The organism is Streptomyces tibetensis (assembly GCF_007655005.1).
Classification (GTDB): domain Bacteria; phylum Actinomycetota; class Actinomycetes; order Streptomycetales; family Streptomycetaceae; genus Streptomyces; species Streptomyces tibetensis.
Map to the genome: position 1 here is coordinate 99,269 of NZ_SZVW01000005.1, position 17,162 is coordinate 116,430.

Genomic DNA, 17,162 nt, shown 5'->3' on the forward strand with positions numbered 1-17,162 from the left:
TTACGTCACAGGCCCGGGATCCGTCCGTTGCGGAACAGGTCCACGAAGGTCTGGTGGTCGGCACGCGCGCGGGCGCCGTAGCTGTGTGCGAAGTCGACCAGCAGGGGCGCGAAGCCCTCCTCGTCGGCCGCGATCGCCGCGTCGATGGCCCGCTCCGTGGAGAACGGCACCAGGGACTCGCCGGACTGGTCGTCCGCCGCCGCGTGCATCGTGGCCGTGGCCCGGCCGAGGTCGGCCACCACCTGGGCGATCTCCTCCGGGTCGTCGATGTCGCCCCAGTCGAGGTCCACCGCGTACGGCGAGACCTCGGCGACCAGCTGGCCCGCGCCGTCCAGCTCGGTCCAGCCCAGCCACGGGTCGGCGTGCGCCTGCAGGGCGCGCTGCGAGATGACCGTGCGGTGTCCCTCGTGCTGGAAGTAGTCGCGGATCGCCCGGTCCGTGATGTGCCGGGAGACCGCCGGGGTCTGGGCCTGCTTGATGTAGATGACGACGTCGTTCTCCAGGGCGTCGCTGTGCCCCTCCAGCAGGATGTTGTACGACGGCAGCCCCGCCGAGCCGATGCCGATGCCGCGCCGGCCGACGACGTCCTTCACGCGGTAGGAGTCAGGGCGCGTCAGCGAGCTGTCCGGCAGCGTCTCCAGGTAGCCGTCGAAGGCGGCGAGCACCTTGTAGCGCGTGGCCGCGTCCAGCTCGACGGAGCCGCCTCCCGCGGCGAAACGGCGTTCGAAGTCGCGGATCTCCGTCATCGAGTCCAGCAGGCCGAAGCGGGTCAGCGAGCGGGCGTCACGCAGCGCGTCCAGCAGCGGGCCCTGCGCCGTGTCCAGAGTGAAGGGCGGCACCTCGTCGCTCTTCGCGCCCGTCGCCAGGGCGTGGATCCGCTCGCGGTAGGCGACCGCGTAGATCGTCACCAGCTCGGAGATCTGCTCGTCGCCGAGCGCCTTCGCGTAGCCGATCAGCGCGATGGAGGCCGCCAGGCGCTTGAGGTCCCAGGTGAAGGGGCCGACGTAGGCCTCGTCGAAGTCGTTGACGTTGAAGATCAGGCGGCCGTTGGCGTCCATGTACGTGCCGAAGTTCTCCGCGTGCAGATCGCCGTGGATCCACACGCGCGAGGTGCGCTCGTCCAGGTACGGTCCGTCGAGCCTCCTCCCGCCACCCCGCCCGGCGTTCTCCTCGTCGAGATCGTGGTAGAAGAGGCCCGCCGTCCCCCGGTAGAAGGCGAAGGCCGAGGCCGCCATCTTGCGGAACTTCACGCGGAACGCGGCCGGGTCGGCGGCCAGGAGCTCGCCGAAGGCGGTGTCGAAGACGGCGAGGATCTCCTCGCCGCGGTGCTCGTCGTTGAGCTGCGGGAACGACATCGCTGGGTGCCTCCTGGTGCATGCGTTTCGGGGCGGCAGGTCCGCCCTCTCCCTAACGTCCGGCGGCCCGCGGGAGTGCCCGCGAACCCTCGCACGAAGGTACGCGGGTCGGCCCTCCGGGTGTCAGTGCCGAGGCATAGACTTCGACGCTGTCCCCCAGACTGTCAGCAGCCTGCCGGACCCCATTGGACCGACGCCCACCCGTCACCCGACCACCACCCCTCAACGAGGCGCTTCGCGCCGCACCCACTCACCTGGAGGCCGCAACCGTGTCGAAGCCGCCGTTCACGCACCTGCACGTCCACACCCAGTACTCGCTGCTGGACGGTGCCGCGCGGCTGAAGGACATGTTCAACGCGTGCAACGAGATGGGCATGACGCACATCGCCATGTCCGACCACGGCAACCTCCACGGCGCCTACGACTTCTTCCACACGGCCCAGAAGGCCGGTGTGACCCCGATCATCGGGATCGAGGCCTACGTCGCCCCGGAGTCCCGGCGCAACAAGCGCAAGATCCAGTGGGGCCAGCCGCACCAGAAGCGGGACGACGTCTCCGGTTCCGGCGGTTACACCCACAAGACGATGTGGGCCGTGAACAGCACCGGCCTGCACAACCTCTTCCGGCTGTCCTCCGACGCGTACGCCGAGGGCTGGCTGCAGAAGTGGCCCCGGATGGACAAGGAGACCATCGCCCAGTGGTCCGAGGGCATCGTCGCCTCCACCGGCTGCCCCTCCGGCGAGGTCCAGACCCGGCTGCGCCTCGGCCACTTCGACGAGGCCCTGAAGGCCGCCGCCGACTACCAGGACATCTTCGGCAAGGACCGCTACTTCCTGGAGCTGATGGACCACGGCATCGAGATCGAGCACCGCGTCCGCGACGGCCTGCTGGAGATCGGCAAGAAGCTCGGCATCCCCCCGCTGGTCACCAACGACTCGCACTACACCTACGCGCACGAGGCGAGCGCCCACGACGCGCTGCTGTGCATCCAGACCGGCAAGAACCTCTCCGACCCCGACCGCTTCCGGTTCGACGGCACCGGCTACTACCTGAAGTCCACGGACGAGATGTACGCCATCGACTCCTCGGACGCCTGGCAGGAGGGCTGCGCCAACACCCGGCTCATCGCCGAGATGGTCGACACCACGGGCATGTTCCAAAAGCGCGACCTCATGCCCAAGTTCGACATCCCCGAGGGGTACACCGAGGTCAGCTGGTTCCGCGAGGAGACCCTGCGCGGCATGAACCGCCGCTTCCCGGACGGCATCCCGGACGACCGCATGAAGCAGGTCGAGTACGAGATGGACACCATCATCTCGATGGGCTTCCCGGGCTACTTCCTCGTGGTCGCCGACTTCATCATGTGGGCCAAGAAGCAGGGCATCGCGGTCGGCCCCGGCCGAGGCTCCGCGGCCGGCTCGATCGTCGCCTACGCCCTCGGCATCACCGACCTCGACCCCATCCCGCACGGCCTGATCTTCGAGCGGTTCCTCAACCCCGAGCGCATCTCCATGCCCGATGTCGACATCGACTTCGACGAGCGCCGGCGCGTCGAGGTGATCCGGTACGTGACGGAGAAGTACGGCGCCGACAAGGTCGCCATGATCGGCACGTACGGCACCATCAAGGCCAAGAACGCGATCAAGGACTCCGCGCGCGTGCTGGGCTACCCGTACGCGATGGGCGACCGCCTCACCAAGGCCATGCCCGCCGACGTCCTCGGCAAGGGCATCAACCTCGACGGCATCACCAACCCCGAGCACCCGCGCTACTCGGAGGCGGGCGAGATCCGGGCGATGTACGAGAACGAGCCGGACGTGAAGAAGGTCATCGACACCGCCAAGGGCGTCGAGGGCCTGGTCCGGCAGATGGGCGTGCACGCCGCCGGCGTGATCATGTCCAGCGAGACCATCACCGACCACGTGCCCGTCTGGGTCAGGCACACGGACAAGGTCACCATCACCCAGTGGGACTACCCGAGCTGCGAGTCGCTCGGCCTGCTGAAGATGGACTTCCTGGGCCTGCGCAACCTGACGATCATGGACGACGCCGTCAAGATGGTGAAGTCCAACAAGGGGGTCGACATCGACCTCCTGAGCCTCCCGCTCGACGACCCCACGACCTTCGAACTGCTCCAGCGCGGCGACACCCTCGGCGTCTTCCAGTTCGACGGCGGGCCCATGCGCTCCCTGCTCCGGCTGATGAAGCCGGACAACTTCGAAGACATCTCCGCCGTGTCGGCCCTGTACCGCCCGGGCCCCATGGGCATGAACTCCCACACGAACTACGCGCTGCGCAAGAACGGCCAGCAGGACATCACGCCCATCCACCCCGAGCTGGAGGAGCCGCTCAGGGAGGTCCTGGACGTCACCCACGGCCTGATCGTCTACCAGGAGCAGGTGCAGAAGGCCGCCCAGATCATCGCCGGCTACTCGCTCGGCGAGGCCGACATCCTGCGCCGCGTGATGGGCAAGAAGAAGCCCGAGGAACTGGCGAAGAACTTCGTCCTCTTCCAGGCGGGCGCCCGCAAGAAGGGCTTCAGCGACGAGGCCATCCAGGCCCTGTGGGACGTGCTGGTCCCCTTCGCCGGCTACGCGTTCAACAAGGCGCACTCCGCCGCGTACGGGCTCGTCTCCTACTGGACGGCGTACCTCAAGGCGAACCACCCCGCCGAGTACATGGCCGCGCTGCTCACGTCCGTGAAGGACGACAAGGACAAGTCGGCCGTCTACCTCAACGAGTGCCGGCGCATGGGCATCAAGGTCCTCCCGCCGGACGTCAACGAGTCGATGTCCAACTTCGCGGCCCAGGGCGACGACGTGATCCTCTTCGGCCTCTCCGCCGTCCGCAACGTCGGCACGAACGTGGTCGAGTCGATCATCAGGTGCCGCACGTCCAAGGGGAAGTACGTCTCCTTCCCGGACTACCTCGACAAGGTGGAGGCGGTGGTCTGCAACAAGCGCACCACCGAATCGCTGATCAAGGCCGGTGCCTTCGACGCCATGGGCCACACCCGCAAGGGCCTCACCGCGCACTACGAGCCGATGATCGACAACGTGGTCGCGGTCAAGCGCAAGGAGGCCGAGGGACAGTTCGACCTCTTCGGCGGCATGGGCGAGGCCGAGACCAGCGAGCCGGGCTTCGGGCTCGACGTGGAGTTCTCGCCCGACGAGTGGGACAAGACCTATCTGCTCGCCCAGGAACGGGAGATGCTCGGTCTGTACGTCTCCGACCACCCGCTGTTCGGGCTGGAGCACATCCTGTCCGACAAGGCGGACGCGGGCATCTCCCAGTTGACCGGCGGTGACTATTCCGACGGCTCCGTGGTCACCATCGGCGGCATCATCTCCGGCCTGCAGCGCAAGATGACCAAGCAGGGCAACGCCTGGGCCATCGCCACCGTCGAGGACCTCGCCGGTTCGATCGAGTGCATGTTCTTCCCCGCGACCTACCAGCTCGTCTCGACGCAACTCGTCGAGGACGCCGTGGTGTTCGTCAAGGGCCGCCTCGACAAGCGCGAGGACATCCCCCGGCTGGTCGCGATGGAGCTGATGATCCCGGACCTGTCGAACGCGGGCACCAACGCACCCGTGGTCCTCACCATCCCGGCCACCCGGGTCACCCCACCGCTGGTCAGCCGCCTCGGCGAGGTCCTCAGCCACCACAAGGGCGACAGCGAGGTCCGGATCAAGCTCCAGGGGCCGACCAAGACGACCGTGCTGCGGCTGGACCGGCACCGGGTGAAGCCGGATCCGGCGCTCTTCGGCGACCTGAAGGTGCTGCTCGGACCGTCCTGCCTGGCCGGGTGAGGCAGGGATCTTGACGCGTTCGAGGGGCGTACCCGGCATCGGGTACGCCCCTCGTGCGTGTGCGTGGTGCGTGGGCTCAACAGCCCGTCACGCAGACGTCAGTTGTGGCCGAAGCTGCGCTTTCGCTTGGCCGACGCCATCTCGCCGGGCGTCGCCTCGACCTCGGGCTGGGGCTCCGTCTGCGAGGCGGGGCTGCGGTCGGCCCGCTGGCCACGCTCGGTGGGACGCTGCTGCTTACGGTCACGGTTCTTGTTCTTGGCCATGGTGATGCCTCCTGTGGGGGACTAGGGGCCAGGGCCGGGACCAGATTCACACAGGCCGACAACGATCGCATGTCGGACAATTACCGTGCGTGACAGGGGTGGTCGGAGCGGGAGCGCCCGAAACGCCACGCCGAAGATCGAGTTCCGGCCGTTAACCTCCGCGCCGTCGGGCAGACTCGAAGCGAGCCCGAAGCAAACCTCCTGGGAAGAGGGTGAGTCGCGTGGACCGCTGCATCGTCCTGGTGGACGCTGGATATCTGCTGGGAGCCGCGGCGAGTCTCCTCGCCGGGGAGCCCTCGCGGTCCCGCATCACCGTCGACCACACTGCCCTCATCCAGGGGCTGCGTGAGCGCGCCGAGTCCGACACCCAGCAGCCGCTGCTGCGGATCTACTGGTTCGACGGCGCCCCCGACCGTGTCCCGCAGCCCGAGCACCGCAGGCTGCGCGTGATGCCCCGGGTCACCGTCCGGCTCGGCGCCCTGACCCGCAGCGACGGCCGCTGGGCGCAGAAGGGCGTGGACGCGGCGATGCACGCCGAGCTCACCGAGCTGGCGCGCAACCGCGCCTGCTCCGACGTCGTCCTCGTCACCGGCGACGGCGATCTGCTGCCCGGCATGATGGCCGCCAAGGAGCACGGCGTCGCCGTCCACCTGTGGGCCGTCCAGGCCGCCGACGGCGACTACAACCAGTCCGAGGACCTCGTCGCCGAGGCCGACGAGCGGCGCGTCCTGGACCGTACGTGGATCACCAAGGCCGTCCGTGCCAAGGACTTCACCGGGGTGTGCGCGCCGCAGCCCGCGCCCCGGCCCGAGATCGCCGCCATCCTCTCCGCGCCGCTGCCCGAATCCGCGCTCGGCGCCGCGACCGACCGGTCCGCCCCACAGCCCCGGCACCAGGAGGCCGGCGCCGGGCAGAACGGCACCGAGGAGCGGCCGCCCGCCCCCAAAGGCGTTCCCACGCCCAAAGACCTGGCCGCCCTGCGCGCCCCCGGCGCCCAGCCCGCCCAGCACCCCACCTCCGCCACCCTCCGGTGGTCCTCCGACAAGGGCTGGGTCGACCGGCCCACGGCCGAGCCCCCCGAGGCCGCCTCGATGCCGACGCTCGCCCAGCTGACCACGGCCGAGCAGCGCTGGGCCGACCGCGAGGAGGACATCACCACCGTCGGCGGTGACCCCTTCGAGGTGGGGCAGGTCTTCGCCCGGCGCTGGGTGGAGCGCCTCGGCGACCAGACCCACCTGCCGAAACTGTCCGGGATGTACCCGCGCATCCCGCACCGCGTCGACGGGGAGCTGCTGCGCTACGCGGCCCGCTTCGGCCTGCTCGCCCACAAGGACGACCAGATCGACGAGCGGGACCGGTACGCCATCCGGGCCGGTTTCTGGCGGGAGATCAGCGTGCGCACGGGCGTGGAGCACCCGCCCGTCGAGGCCTGAGTTCTTTGCCGACGGATTTCCCGGTATGGACCGACCCGAGAGCGGACCGGGGTCGCCGACCCCGTAGTCTCGTCCCTTGTGAGTAAGCGCGCGGCACAGGCATTTCGGCACGATGGTGACGTCGTGTGCGCGGTGCGCGGGCTGACCAAGACCTATCCGGCGGTCCGGGGCCGGCGCGGCACTCCCGCGGCGCCCGAGGTCCGGGCCACGGACGACGTGACGCTGGACATCCGCCGCGGCGAGATCTTCGGTCTGCTCGGTCCGAACGGCGCCGGCAAGTCCACCCTCGTGCGCCAGCTGACCGGGCTGATGCGACCCGACCGCGGCAGTGTGGAGATCCTCGGCCACGACATCGTGCGCCACCCCGAGCGGGCGGCGCGGATCCTCGCCTACCTCGGGCAGGAGTCGACCGCCCTCGACGAGCTGACCGTGTCGCTCGCCGCCGAGACCACCGGGCGGCTGCGCGGCCTGGACGTGCGGCAGGCGCGGGCCGAGCGGGACGCCGTCCTGGACGAGCTGGGCCTCGCGCCGCTCGCCGGGCGGCCGCTGAAGAAGCTCTCCGGGGGCCAGCGACGTCTGGCGTGCTTCGCGGCGGCCCTGGTGGGGGAGCGGCCGCTGCTGGTGCTCGACGAGCCGACCACCGGCATGGACCCGGTGGCGCGGCGGGCCGTGTGGTCCGCCGTCGACCGGCGCAGGGCCGAGCGCGGGACGACCGTGCTGCTCGTGACGCACAACGTCATCGAGGCGGAGACGGTGCTGGACCGGGTGGCCGTCCTCGACCGGGGGCGGGTGATCGCCTGCGACACGCCCGCCGGGCTCAAGGAGCAGGTCGCCGGAGAGGTGCGCGTCGACCTGGTGTGGCGGGACGCGGCTCCGCTGCACGTACCCGAGGTGGCCGCGCTGAAGGACCGTGTCGTGGAGTCGGGCCGCCGCTGGACGCTCCGGCTCGGGCCCGAGGAGGCCCGGGCGGTCGTCGCGACCGTCACCGGCGGGGCCGCCTTCGCCGCTCTGGACGACTTCACCCTGGCCACGCCGAGCCTGGAGGACGTGTACCTCGCCCTCGGCGGTGCCGTGCAGCAAGGGCTGGTGAAGGTGTGAGTACCAGGGTGCCGGACGCGCGGGCCGTGAGCACACCGGCCGCCGGATCCGTACCGAACAGGCGACTGCAGCAGTGGACCCGAGCGAAGGGGAGCAGCGCGACGTGAGTGTCGTACCCGCCGATGTCCTGCCGGGCAGTGCCCTGGCCGCTGAGAGGCCCGCCGCGGGCGCGGCCGAGCTCGGGCCCCGGGCGCGGCTGTGGCCGTCGCTGGCTGCCGTGTACCGGGCCCAGCTGTCCAGGGCGAGGGTGGCACGGATCCCGCTGCTGTTCGTGGCGACCTTCCAGTCGGTCGGGATCATGATCCTGATGCGCGGGGTCGTGGACGACGGGGCGGAGGCACAGGCCGTCGTCGCGGGGGCGTCGGTCCTGGTGGTCGCCTTCGTCGCGCTGAACCTGCTCGCGCAGTACTTCGGGCAGCTGCGGGCCAGTGGCGGTCTCGACCACTACGCGACGCTGCCCGTGCCGCCGGCGGCGGTGGTGCTGGGCGCGGCCGGCGCGTACGCGTCGTTCACCGTGCCCGGGACCGTCGTGACCGCGCTGTTCGGCTGTGTGCTGTTCGGGCTGCCGATGGCCCATCTGTGGGTCCTCATGGCCGTGATCCCGCTCGCGGGCGCCGCTCTCGCCGGCCTCGGCGCGGCGCTGGGGCTGCTCGCGCCCCGGCCGGAACTGGCCACGCTGCTCGGGCAGCTGGGCATGTCGGCGGCGCTGCTGCTGGGTGTGCTGCCGGCGGACCGGATGCCGGAGGTCGTGCGCTTCGCGCGGGACCTGCTGCCGTCGACGTACGGCGTGGAGGCCTTCGCGCGCACGTTCGGGCCGCATCCCGACTGGGCCTTCGTGCTCGGGGACCTCGCGGTGTGCGGGGCCGTGGGCGTCGTCTCGCTGGCCGTGGCGACCTGGGCGTACCGCCGGGCGGCCGTCCGTTGAGCGCGCAGCGGTCGTCCGGTGACGCGGCACACAGGCGGGCCTGGCACGATGGCAGGGTGACCGCACCACTGACTCCGCCCCCGCCGCCGCATGGACACTCCGCACAGGGTTCGTGGCAGCCGCCGGACGCCGGTCCCGTGGCGCCCGGATCCCAGCACGCCGAGTACGCCGGCCCCGGCTGGTACGGACAGGACGGCCCCGGGATGAAGACGGAACTGCGGGAGTCCGCGGTGATCGCCCTGGCCGTGGCGCTCGGCGGGGTGCTGCTCGGAGCGCTGTGGTGGTGGCTCGCGCCGCACGTGCCGCTGGTCGGCGACGTGGTGGAGAAGAACTGGGTCGTCTTCCTCAAGGACACCGAGGGGGAGCAGGCGATCGGCGTCGACGGCACGTTCACGCTGCTCGGGCTGGTATTCGGGGCGGTCAGCGCGGTGGTCGTCTTCCTGCTGCGGCGGCGCGGGGGCGTGCCGCTGGTGGTGGGGCTGGCCCTGGGAGGGCTGCTCGGATCGCTGCTTGCCTGGCGGCTCGGCGTGTGGCTCGGTCCCGCCGAGGACGTGATCGCGCACGCGCGGGAAGTCGGGCGGGGCGTGACCTTCGACGCGCCGCTGAAGCTGGGTGCGAAGGGCGCGTTGCTGGCCTGGCCGCTGGCCGCACTGGTGCTCCACCTCGGGCTCATGGCGCTGTTCGGGCCCCGCGACCCGGAGCCGGAGTTCCCGTCCGGGCCGTATCCGGAACCGCCGACCGGCAACGAGCGATAGTCGCAGCCAACCGACCGGTACACCCAGCCAACCGACCGATAGAGGCAGCCGACAGGCACCGGGGCCGGCCGCCGCTGCGGCTAGTGGGTGCCGGGGGCCTGTCGGCGGCGGTCGTCGGGACGCCCCCGAGCGCCGATGGACGCCGCCACCGCCCGCCGCTACCGGCCGATAGGGGCCAGAACCGCCTCGGTCAGCTTCTGCAGGTCCTCCGGGGTGAGTTCGACCTCCAGGCCCCTCCTGCCCGCCGACACGCAGATCGTCGCGTGTGCCGACGCCGAGGCGTCGAGGACCGTCGGCAGCTTCTTGCGCTGGCCCAGCGGGGAGATGCCGCCGCGGACGTAGCCCGTCGTGCGCTCCGCCAGCGCCGGGTCGGCCATCGCCGCGCGCTTGCCGCCCACGGCCGCTGCCAGGGCCTTCAGGTCCAGTTGACCCGCCACCGGGACCACCGCGACCGTCAGGGTGCCGTCCACGTCCGCGACCAGGGTCTTGAAGACGCGGTCGGGGGAGACGCCCATGGCCTCGGCCGCCTCCTCGCCGTAGGAGGGGTGCGCGGGGTCGTGGTCGTAGGAGTGGACCGTGTAGGCCGCTCCCGCCGCCGTGAGGGCCACCGTCGCCGGAGTGCCGCCCGGCTGCTGCTTCTTCGACTTCTTCGCCATGCCGATCCGCTCAGTTGAGGCTCATCGGGCCGCGCGTCAGCTCCGACGCCGGCAACGACGGCAGATTACGGATGATCGCCGTCTCGGAGCGAAGGAGTTTCAGCTCGTCGCGCAGGCGGGACGCGGTGTCCGGGGACTGGAGCAGGCGCTGTTTGGTCGGGGTGTCCAGCATCATGGCGGCCGCCACGAGGTACGACACCACGCCCGGCTCGTCCGGCAGTTCGGCCCCCGTCGCCAGGGACCTCTCCCGCGCCCCGGCCAGCCGCTTCTGGTACTGGCGGAAGGACCGCAGCACCCCCTCCGCCAGGGGCGCGGCCTCGTCGCCCGGTTCCTCTTCCAGCGGCTCCAGCTCGGCCGTCAGGAAGGGCCCGGACGCCTCGACCGACAGCAGCTTCACCCGGGTCGTGCCGGTCGCCAGCACCTCGAAGGAACCGTCGGTGCGCTCCCGGATCGTGGCCGCGTCCGCGATACAGCCCACCTTGTGGAACGCCTTCACCGGGTCCGTGCCGAAACCGGCCGTCGGTCCCAGCTCGGGCACGGCCGTCGGATCGGGCATGCCGGGGGCGCTCGGGGCCACCTCGTGGCCGTCGCGGATCGCCACGACGGCGAACCGGCGCGGCTCGTCCTCAGGCGTCTTCAGCAGCTCGCGCATCATGGCGCGATACCGCTCCTCGAAGACGTTGAGCGGGAGCACGAGCCCCGGGAACAGCACCGAGTTCAGGGGGAAGAGGGGGAGCCGGACGGTGGTCACGACGCAAAAGCCTAATGGTCGCCGGGACGGACGCGTCCGCCCCGTTCACTCCGTGGATGCCCGGACCGGCTTCCGGCCGCCCCTGCCGCCCCGGCCAGGATGTCCTCGCGCAACCGCAGGAAGTGACCGAGCGGGTCGTCCGACACCTGGTCCCACGGGAAGGAGGTGGCGTACGGGCCGTTCAGGCGCAGCTGCTCGGCGGCGTCGGGCCAGCGCTCCAGGCCCGCCAGGACGAAGATCAGCAGATTCCGCATGCGGGCCGGCCAGGGGTCGGCCGCAGGCAGCAGCGGGGACAGCGCGATCGCCCGGTCGGCCGCCCCGTCCAGTCGCTCGCGCGGCACCTCGGGCCCGCACCGGTCGGTGAGGTAGCCGAAGGCCGCCCGCAGCGGCAGGGCCTGGACGAGCGTGTCGGCGGGCGCGTCCTGGGCGGCCCGGTCGGCGAAGTCGAAGCACTCGTGGTGCGAGCCGTGCCAGTAGGTGGCCAGGTAGCGCAGGGCCGCCACATGGCAGCCGTAGTGGTGCGGGGCACGGCGTACGGCCGCCGCCCACAGCTCCTCGAAGTACGTGTGCCCGGCCTGTGCGCCCCGGGCGTGGTCGAGTGCGAGCCGCCAGGGCACGGGGTCCCGCTGGTCGCCCCGGGCGGCCGCCGTGATCAGCGGGCTCACCTCGCGCAGCAGCTCGGCCCGGGCCGGTGACCGCCAGGCCCGGTCCACCGCCAGCTGGGCCCCGACCAGCAGTGCGTCGGGATCCTGCGGGGCGATGGCGAGCCAGGCGTCCAGCCACTCCGGCCGCGAGTGGGCGAACGCGGCCAGCCGGGTCACGTACCGGTCGCGCCGCTCCCACTCGGCGGACGTGCGGGTGGCGAAGAGCAGGGTCGCGGCCGGCCCGTGCTCGCCCCGGGCGGCGGCGACCAGCGCCGGACTCAGCCGGGCGTCGGGCGCGTCGAGCAGCACCTCGTCGTCGGCGCACGGCTCGCCGACGAGGTGGGGGGAGGTCCTTGCCATCCGGCTCGCGCGGATGAACGGCAGCTGCATTGCCATGGTGCCGACCATTGAAAGTCGGCTGGTCATGACGGCGCCAGAGACTTCATGGAACCTACGGAAAGTTGTACATCTGATGGTCAAGAGAGCGTAAAACCGGGACAGTTCAATAACTGTGGTCACACCAGCACCATCAGTTGCGCCGCAGCAGCCGCGTCGCCCCCGCCGCCACCGTCGTCGCCAGGATCCAGCCCAGCAGGATCATCGCCGTCGCCAGCCACTGCCAGGCCCCCCGCAGCTGCCAGAAGCCCACCTGGCCCAGGTCGATGACCGGCAGCAGCAGATCGAGGGTGAAGAGCGTGGGGTTCCACTCCGGATGCTCGCCCCGCTTCATCGGCGGATGGCCGGCCTGCGCGAAGGCGAAGGAGCCCGCCGCCCACAGCACCGCCATCCACACCGCGGCCCGGCCCGGCCGGTATCCGTAGGCGACCGTCCAGTCCTGCGCGTAGCCCCACAGCTTGGCCGCCATCGGCAGGCTCTCCCGGTGCCGGCGCTGCTTGGCGAGCAGTACCTCACGGGCGTCCTCGTCCTCCCCGCCGGCCCGCAGCACGGACGCGAGGCGCTCGTACGGCTCCGGGTTGTACTCGGCGGTCGCCGCGGCCACCCAGTCCAGCCGCTCGGCCAGGGGGAACGGCCCGCGCGGCACCAAATTCTCGTAGGCGAAGCCGCCCATGTGCAGCCGCCCGGGGCCCGGCCAGGCGTCCGCCCGGTCCATCAGGTTGACGACCTTCGCCCCGGACAGCACCACCCGCCCGCGCACCGGCTGCTCCCCGAGGAAGCGCAGCTCCGGCGTCTGCACCCGGCGCAGCGACAATTCCTGGTCGTCCGTGAGGGTGAACCGGGCCCGCTCGAAGTCGACGGCGTCGCCGAACCGGCCGTCGTCCAGTCGGATGCCGCCCTCGCAGGCGAAGCGCTGGATCCGTACCCCCTGCGCCGGGGTCATTCCGCTCATCGCCTGGGCGCCGACCCCCGCCGGCGTCAGATAGAGGCTGCGCTCGACGGTCAGCTGCGGGGCGTTCAGCGCGAGCCGCTCGTAGGGGTTGGACAGGCGCGCCCCGCGCAGGCTCAGGGAGACACCGACGGTGGCGGCGCGCAGGCTGAGCTCGCCGTGCGACGCCAGCAGCTCGGCCTGTAAGTCCTGGCCGACGGTCATGCCGTCCGCGGCGATCGACCGGCCGCTGTGGTCCCGGTGCACGATCGCCTGGTTGAGCATCAGGTCCGTCCCGATCTGCGCGTCCGTGAGCCGGATGCCGTGGTGGAAGCGGCAGCGCGGCAGATGCAGATCGCCCTCGGTGTGCACCCGGGCCGCCTCCAGCCGGGGCACCGAGCAGTCCACCATCCGCAGGGTCGTGAAGCGGGCCTCCGGCAGCAGCACGTCCTGCTCGAAACGGCACCGGCGCATCTCCACGTACGGCACCACCGTGCCACCCGCGAGGTCCAGGGAGCCGCTGATCTGCACGCCCATCAGCTTCAGCGACGACACGCGGCCGGCCAGGGCGGGCGGGCCGTCGAGCAGCAGCCAGCACACGATCCGGGCCCGCACGGTCCGCTCCGCGCCCCAGGGGTGGCCGCCGTGCGGATCGTCCACCACGGCGTCGCCGCTGCTCAGGTCGTACACGGTGCCGTTGCGGAAGGCCTGCCACATGCCGGCCTCGGCCGCGGTCAGGTCCTCGGGCAGCTCCCCGGCACGCACGCCTGCCCCCTCGGTCACAGCGCTTCCCTCCCTCCCCGGGTACTCGCGGGTCACTTCTTCGTACACCTGTTCATGCCCGCTGCGTGACCCTCCGAACACACCACGTAAGGGTGATCCTCCGTCTTCCTGCGGCGTTCTGTATCAGCCATTGATACGCGCGAACGACGCCTCACCCAGGTCTGAGAGAATTGAGCACGTGATCTCCCGAATCGATCTGCGCGGCGACGCCCTCGTCGAGGGCCCCGCCCTGCGTGACCTGCTGCCCCGAGCCGACTTCGACGTAGCGGCCGCCCTGGAGAAGGTGCGTCCGATCTGCGAGGACGTGCATCATCGGGGCGATGCGGCGCTGATCGACGCCGCCGAGCGGTTCGACGGGGTCAGGCTCGACCAGGTGCGCGTGCCGGCCGCCGCGCTCACCCGTGCGCTGGAGGAGCTCGACCCGGCCGTGCGCGCGGCCCTGGAGGAGTCCATCCGCCGCGCCCGGATCGTCCACCGCGAGCAGCGCCGCCAGACGCACACCACCCAGGTGGTGCCCGGCGGCACCGTGACCGAGAAGTGGGTGCCGGTGGACCGCGTGGGGCTCTACGCGCCCGGCGGCCGGTCCGTGTACCCGTCCTCCGTGATCATGAACGTGGTGCCCGCGCAGGAGGCCGGCGTCGGGTCCGTCGCGCTCGCCTCGCCCGCCCAGGCCGACTTCGGCGGCCTGCCGCACCCCACGATCCTCGCCGCCTGCGCGCTGCTCGGCGTCGACGAGGTGTACGCGGCCGGTGGCGCGACCGCCGTCGCCATGTTCGCCTACGGCACCGAGTCCTGCGCGCCCGCCACCATGGTCACCGGCCCCGGCAACATCTGGGTCGCCGCCGCCAAGCGCTACTTCACCGGCCGGATCGGCATCGACGCCGAGGCCGGCCCGACCGAGATCGCGGTCCTCGCCGACGACACGGCCGACCCGGTGCACGTCGCCTCCGACCTGATCAGCCAGGCCGAGCACGACCCGCTGGCCGCCGCCGTCCTGGTCACCGACTCGGTCGACCTCGCCGACGCGGTCGAGAAGGAACTGGAGCCGCAGGTCGCCGCCACCAAGCACGTCGACGACCGGATCGTCCCGGCCCTGTCGGGCAGGCAGTCCGCGATCGTCCTGGTCGACGGCGTCGACGAAGGCCTCAAGGTGGTCGACGCGTACGGCGCCGAGCACCTGGAGATCCAGACCGCCGACGCCGCCGCCGTGGCCGACCGCGTCCGCAACGCCGGTGCGATCTTCATCGGCCCCTGGGCCCCGGTCTCCCTCGGCGACTACGCGGCGGGCTCCAACCACGTCCTGCCCACCGGCGGCTGCGCCTGCCACTCCTCGGGCCTGTCCGTCCAGTCCTTCCTGCGCGGCATCCACATCGTCGACTACACGCAGGACGCGCTGGCCGAGGTCGCGCACCACGTGGTGACGCTGGCGGAGGCGGAGGACCTGCCCGCGCACGGCGCGGCGATCAAGGCGAGGTTCGACTGGAAGGTTCCCCAGGGCAAGTGAGCGACGTACGCATCGACGATCTCCCCGTACGGGACGAGCTGCGCGGCAAGTCCCCCTACGGCGCGCCCCAGCTGGACGTCCCCGTACGGCTGAACACCAACGAGAACCCCTACCCGCTGCCCGAGCCGCTGGTCGAGCGGATCGCCGAGCGGGTCCGTGAGGCCGCCCGCACCCTCAACCGCTACCCCGACCGGGACGCGGTCGAGCTGCGCACACGGCTCGCCGAGTACCTCACCGACACCTCCGGCCACGAGGTCGGCGTGGCCAACGTCTGGGCGGCCAACGGCTCCAACGAGGTCCTCCAGCAGCTGCTGCAGACCTTCGGCGGACCGGGCCGCACCGCCATCGGCTTCGAACCGTCGTACTCGATGCACGCCCTCATCTCGCGCGGCACCGGCACGGGCTGGATCTCCGGCCCCCGCAACGAGGACTTCACGATCGACCTCGCCGCCGCCGAGAAGGCCATCGCCGAGAACCAGCCGGACGTCGTCTTCATCACCACCCCCAACAACCCCACCGGCACGGCCGTCCCGCCCGAGACGGTCCTCGCGCTGTACGAGGCCGCGCAGGCGGCGAAGCCGTCGATGGTCGTCGTCGACGAGGCGTACATCGAGTTCAGCCACGGCGACTCGCTGCTGCCCCTGCTTCAGGGCCGCCCGAACCTCGTCGTCTCCCGCACGATGTCGAAGGCGTTCGGCGCGGCGGGCCTGCGCCTGGGCTACCTCGCCGCGCACCCGGCCGTCGTCGACGCCGTCCAGCTGGTCCGGCTGCCCTACCACCTGTCGGCCGTCACCCAGGCGACCGCCCTGGCCGCCCTGGAACACACCGGCACCCTGCTGGGCTATGTCGAGCAGCTCAAGGCCGAACGGGACCGCCTGGTCACCGAACTGCTCGCCCTCGGCTACGAGGTGACCGCGTCGGACGCGAACTTCGTGCAGTTCGGCCGCTTCGAGGACTCCCACGAGACCTGGCGGAAGATCCTCGACCGGGGCGTCCTGGTCCGGGACAACGGCGTGCCCGGCTGGCTCCGGGTCACCGCCGGAACCCCCGAAGAGAACGACGCGTTCCTCGACGCGGTACGTGAGTTGAAGAAGGAGCAGAGCACATGAGCCGCGTAGGCCGCATAGAGCGGGTGACCAAGGAGACCTCGGTCCTCGTCGAGATCGACCTCGACGGCACCGGGAAGACCGACATCAAGACCGGCGTCGGCTTCTACGACCACATGCTCGACCAGCTCGGCCGGCACGGTCTGTTCGACCTCACCGTGAAGACCGAGGGCGATCTGCACATCGACTCGCACCACACCATCGAGGACACCGCCCTCGCCCTCGGCGCCGCCTTCAAGCAGGCCCTCGGCGACAAGGTGGGCATCTACCGCTTCGGCAACTGCACGGTCCCGCTGGACGAGTCCCTCGCCCAGGTCACCGTCGACCTGTCCGGCCGCCCCTACCTCGTGCACACCGAGCCCGAGAAGATGGCGCCGATGATCGGCGAGTACGACACCACCATGACCCGGCACATCCTGGAGTCCTTCGTGGCCCAGGCCCAGATCGCGCTGCACGTGCACGTGCCCTACGGGCGCAACGCGCACCACATCGTGGAGTGCCAGTTCAAGGCGCTCGCCCGGGCCCTGCGGTACGCCTCCGAACGCGACCCGCGCGCGGCCGGCATCCTCCCCTCCACGAAGGGCGCCCTGTGAACGGCACCTCGACCCTGCTGATCGTCGTCGGCCTGTTCCTCGTCGGCGGGATCTACTCCTTCGTCAAGCAGAAGATGCCCAAGGGCCTGATCGTGCTGCTGTCCATCGGCGCCGCGATGTGCCTGGCGGCCGGTGTGGTGAGGCTGGAGGTGTGGAATTGAGC

The 17,162-nt window shown here is 71.2% G+C and carries 15 protein-coding genes; 9 read left to right on the forward strand and 6 right to left on the reverse strand.

Annotated elements, in window-relative coordinates; translation table 11 throughout:
• Positions 1 to 5: 5 nt before the first annotated feature.
• Positions 6 to 1,355, reverse strand: a complete 1,350-nt coding sequence (locus FDO69_RS09810) for a DUF2252 domain-containing protein (RefSeq protein WP_104779370.1) — start codon at positions 1,353 to 1,355, stop codon at positions 6 to 8.
• A 269-nt stretch (positions 1,356 to 1,624) separates the two neighbouring features.
• Here FDO69_RS09810 and dnaE point away from each other — a divergent pair, with 269 nt between their 5' ends.
• Positions 1,625 to 5,164 carry a DNA polymerase III subunit alpha gene (dnaE, locus tag FDO69_RS09815; RefSeq protein WP_104779371.1) on the forward strand — a complete coding sequence of 1,180 codons (3,540 nt, stop codon included), beginning with the start codon at positions 1,625 to 1,627 and terminating at the stop codon, positions 5,162 to 5,164.
• Positions 5,165 to 5,262: 98 nt separating this feature from the next.
• Here dnaE and FDO69_RS41105 read toward each other — a convergent pair whose 3' ends face one another.
• Positions 5,263 to 5,427 (reverse strand): hypothetical protein, encoded by a 165-nt coding sequence (locus tag FDO69_RS41105; RefSeq protein ID WP_167526560.1) that lies wholly within the window; start codon positions 5,425 to 5,427, stop codon positions 5,263 to 5,265.
• A 221-nt stretch (positions 5,428 to 5,648) separates the two neighbouring features.
• On the opposite strand from FDO69_RS41105, the gene FDO69_RS09820 reads away from it, so the two are divergent.
• The 4 genes from FDO69_RS09820 (at position 5,649) to FDO69_RS09835 (ending at position 9,638) form a co-directional block, all read left to right on the forward strand.
• Complete coding sequence (locus FDO69_RS09820; protein ID WP_104779372.1) at positions 5,649 to 6,860, forward strand: NYN domain-containing protein; 1,212 nt, start codon at positions 5,649 to 5,651, stop codon at positions 6,858 to 6,860.
• A gap of 123 nt (positions 6,861 to 6,983) precedes the next feature.
• A complete protein-coding gene (locus tag FDO69_RS09825; protein ID WP_104779373.1) occupies positions 6,984 to 7,958 on the forward strand; it encodes an ABC transporter ATP-binding protein in 975 nt (324 codons plus the stop codon).
• A gap of 103 nt (positions 7,959 to 8,061) precedes the next feature.
• Entirely contained in the window at positions 8,062 to 8,883 is an 822-nt protein-coding gene (locus FDO69_RS09830; RefSeq protein WP_167526561.1) for an ABC transporter permease, read from the forward strand.
• 56 nt (positions 8,884 to 8,939) lie between these two features.
• Positions 8,940 to 9,638 (forward strand): AAA family ATPase, encoded by a 699-nt coding sequence (locus FDO69_RS09835; protein ID WP_104779375.1) that lies wholly within the window; start codon positions 8,940 to 8,942, stop codon positions 9,636 to 9,638.
• 158 nt (positions 9,639 to 9,796) lie between these two features.
• On the opposite strand, the gene ybaK is transcribed toward FDO69_RS09835, so the two are convergent.
• The 4 genes from ybaK to FDO69_RS09855 form a co-directional block, all read right to left on the reverse strand.
• Entirely contained in the window at positions 9,797 to 10,294 is a 498-nt protein-coding gene (gene ybaK, locus FDO69_RS09840; protein ID WP_104779376.1) for a Cys-tRNA(Pro) deacylase, read from the reverse strand.
• 10 nt (positions 10,295 to 10,304) lie between these two features.
• Complete coding sequence (locus FDO69_RS09845) at positions 10,305 to 11,045, reverse strand: LON peptidase substrate-binding domain-containing protein (RefSeq protein ID WP_104779377.1); 741 nt, start codon at positions 11,043 to 11,045, stop codon at positions 10,305 to 10,307.
• Between the two features lie 11 nt (positions 11,046 to 11,056).
• Complete coding sequence (locus FDO69_RS09850; protein WP_104779378.1) at positions 11,057 to 12,097, reverse strand: hypothetical protein; 1,041 nt, start codon at positions 12,095 to 12,097, stop codon at positions 11,057 to 11,059.
• Between the two features lie 121 nt (positions 12,098 to 12,218).
• Positions 12,219 to 13,796, reverse strand: a complete 1,578-nt coding sequence (locus tag FDO69_RS09855; protein ID WP_104779379.1) for an oxidoreductase — start codon at positions 13,794 to 13,796, stop codon at positions 12,219 to 12,221.
• Positions 13,797 to 13,974: 178 nt separating this feature from the next.
• Here FDO69_RS09855 and hisD point away from each other — a divergent pair, with 178 nt between their 5' ends.
• Genes hisD through FDO69_RS41110 form a run of 4 tightly spaced genes read left to right on the forward strand, consistent with a single transcriptional unit; the run spans position 13,975 to position 17,160 of the window.
• Positions 13,975 to 15,300, forward strand: coding sequence for a histidinol dehydrogenase (gene hisD / locus FDO69_RS09860; protein WP_104779380.1), 1,326 nt, complete (start codon positions 13,975 to 13,977; stop codon positions 15,298 to 15,300).
• Positions 15,297 to 16,409 carry a histidinol-phosphate transaminase gene (locus FDO69_RS09865; RefSeq protein ID WP_104779381.1) on the forward strand — a complete coding sequence of 371 codons (1,113 nt, stop codon included), beginning with the start codon at positions 15,297 to 15,299 and terminating at the stop codon, positions 16,407 to 16,409. The genes hisD and FDO69_RS09865 overlap by 4 nt, the downstream gene beginning before the upstream one ends.
• Complete coding sequence (hisB, locus tag FDO69_RS09870) at positions 16,406 to 16,999, forward strand: imidazoleglycerol-phosphate dehydratase HisB (protein ID WP_053671868.1); 594 nt, start codon at positions 16,406 to 16,408, stop codon at positions 16,997 to 16,999. The genes FDO69_RS09865 and hisB overlap by 4 nt, the downstream gene beginning before the upstream one ends.
• Positions 16,996 to 17,160, forward strand: a complete 165-nt coding sequence (locus tag FDO69_RS41110) for a hypothetical protein (RefSeq protein WP_003989585.1) — start codon at positions 16,996 to 16,998, stop codon at positions 17,158 to 17,160. The genes hisB and FDO69_RS41110 overlap by 4 nt, the downstream gene beginning before the upstream one ends.
• Positions 17,161 to 17,162 lie beyond the last annotated feature (2 nt).

Excerpts from the sequence above, each read along its gene's own strand:
- FDO69_RS41105 (WP_167526560.1), bottom strand. The coding sequence starts at position 5,427 with ATGGCCAAGAACAAGAACCGTGACCGTAAGCAGCAGCGTCCCACCGAG.
- ybaK (WP_104779376.1), bottom strand. The coding sequence starts at position 10,294 with ATGGCGAAGAAGTCGAAGAAGCAGCAGCCGGGCGGCACTCCGGCGACG.
- FDO69_RS09810 (WP_104779370.1), bottom strand. The coding sequence starts at position 1,355 with ATGTCGTTCCCGCAGCTCAACGACGAGCACCGCGGCGAGGAGATCCTC.
- hisB (WP_053671868.1), top strand. The coding sequence starts at position 16,406 with ATGAGCCGCGTAGGCCGCATAGAGCGGGTGACCAAGGAGACCTCGGTC.
- FDO69_RS09850 (WP_104779378.1), bottom strand. The coding sequence starts at position 12,097 with ATGGTCGGCACCATGGCAATGCAGCTGCCGTTCATCCGCGCGAGCCGG.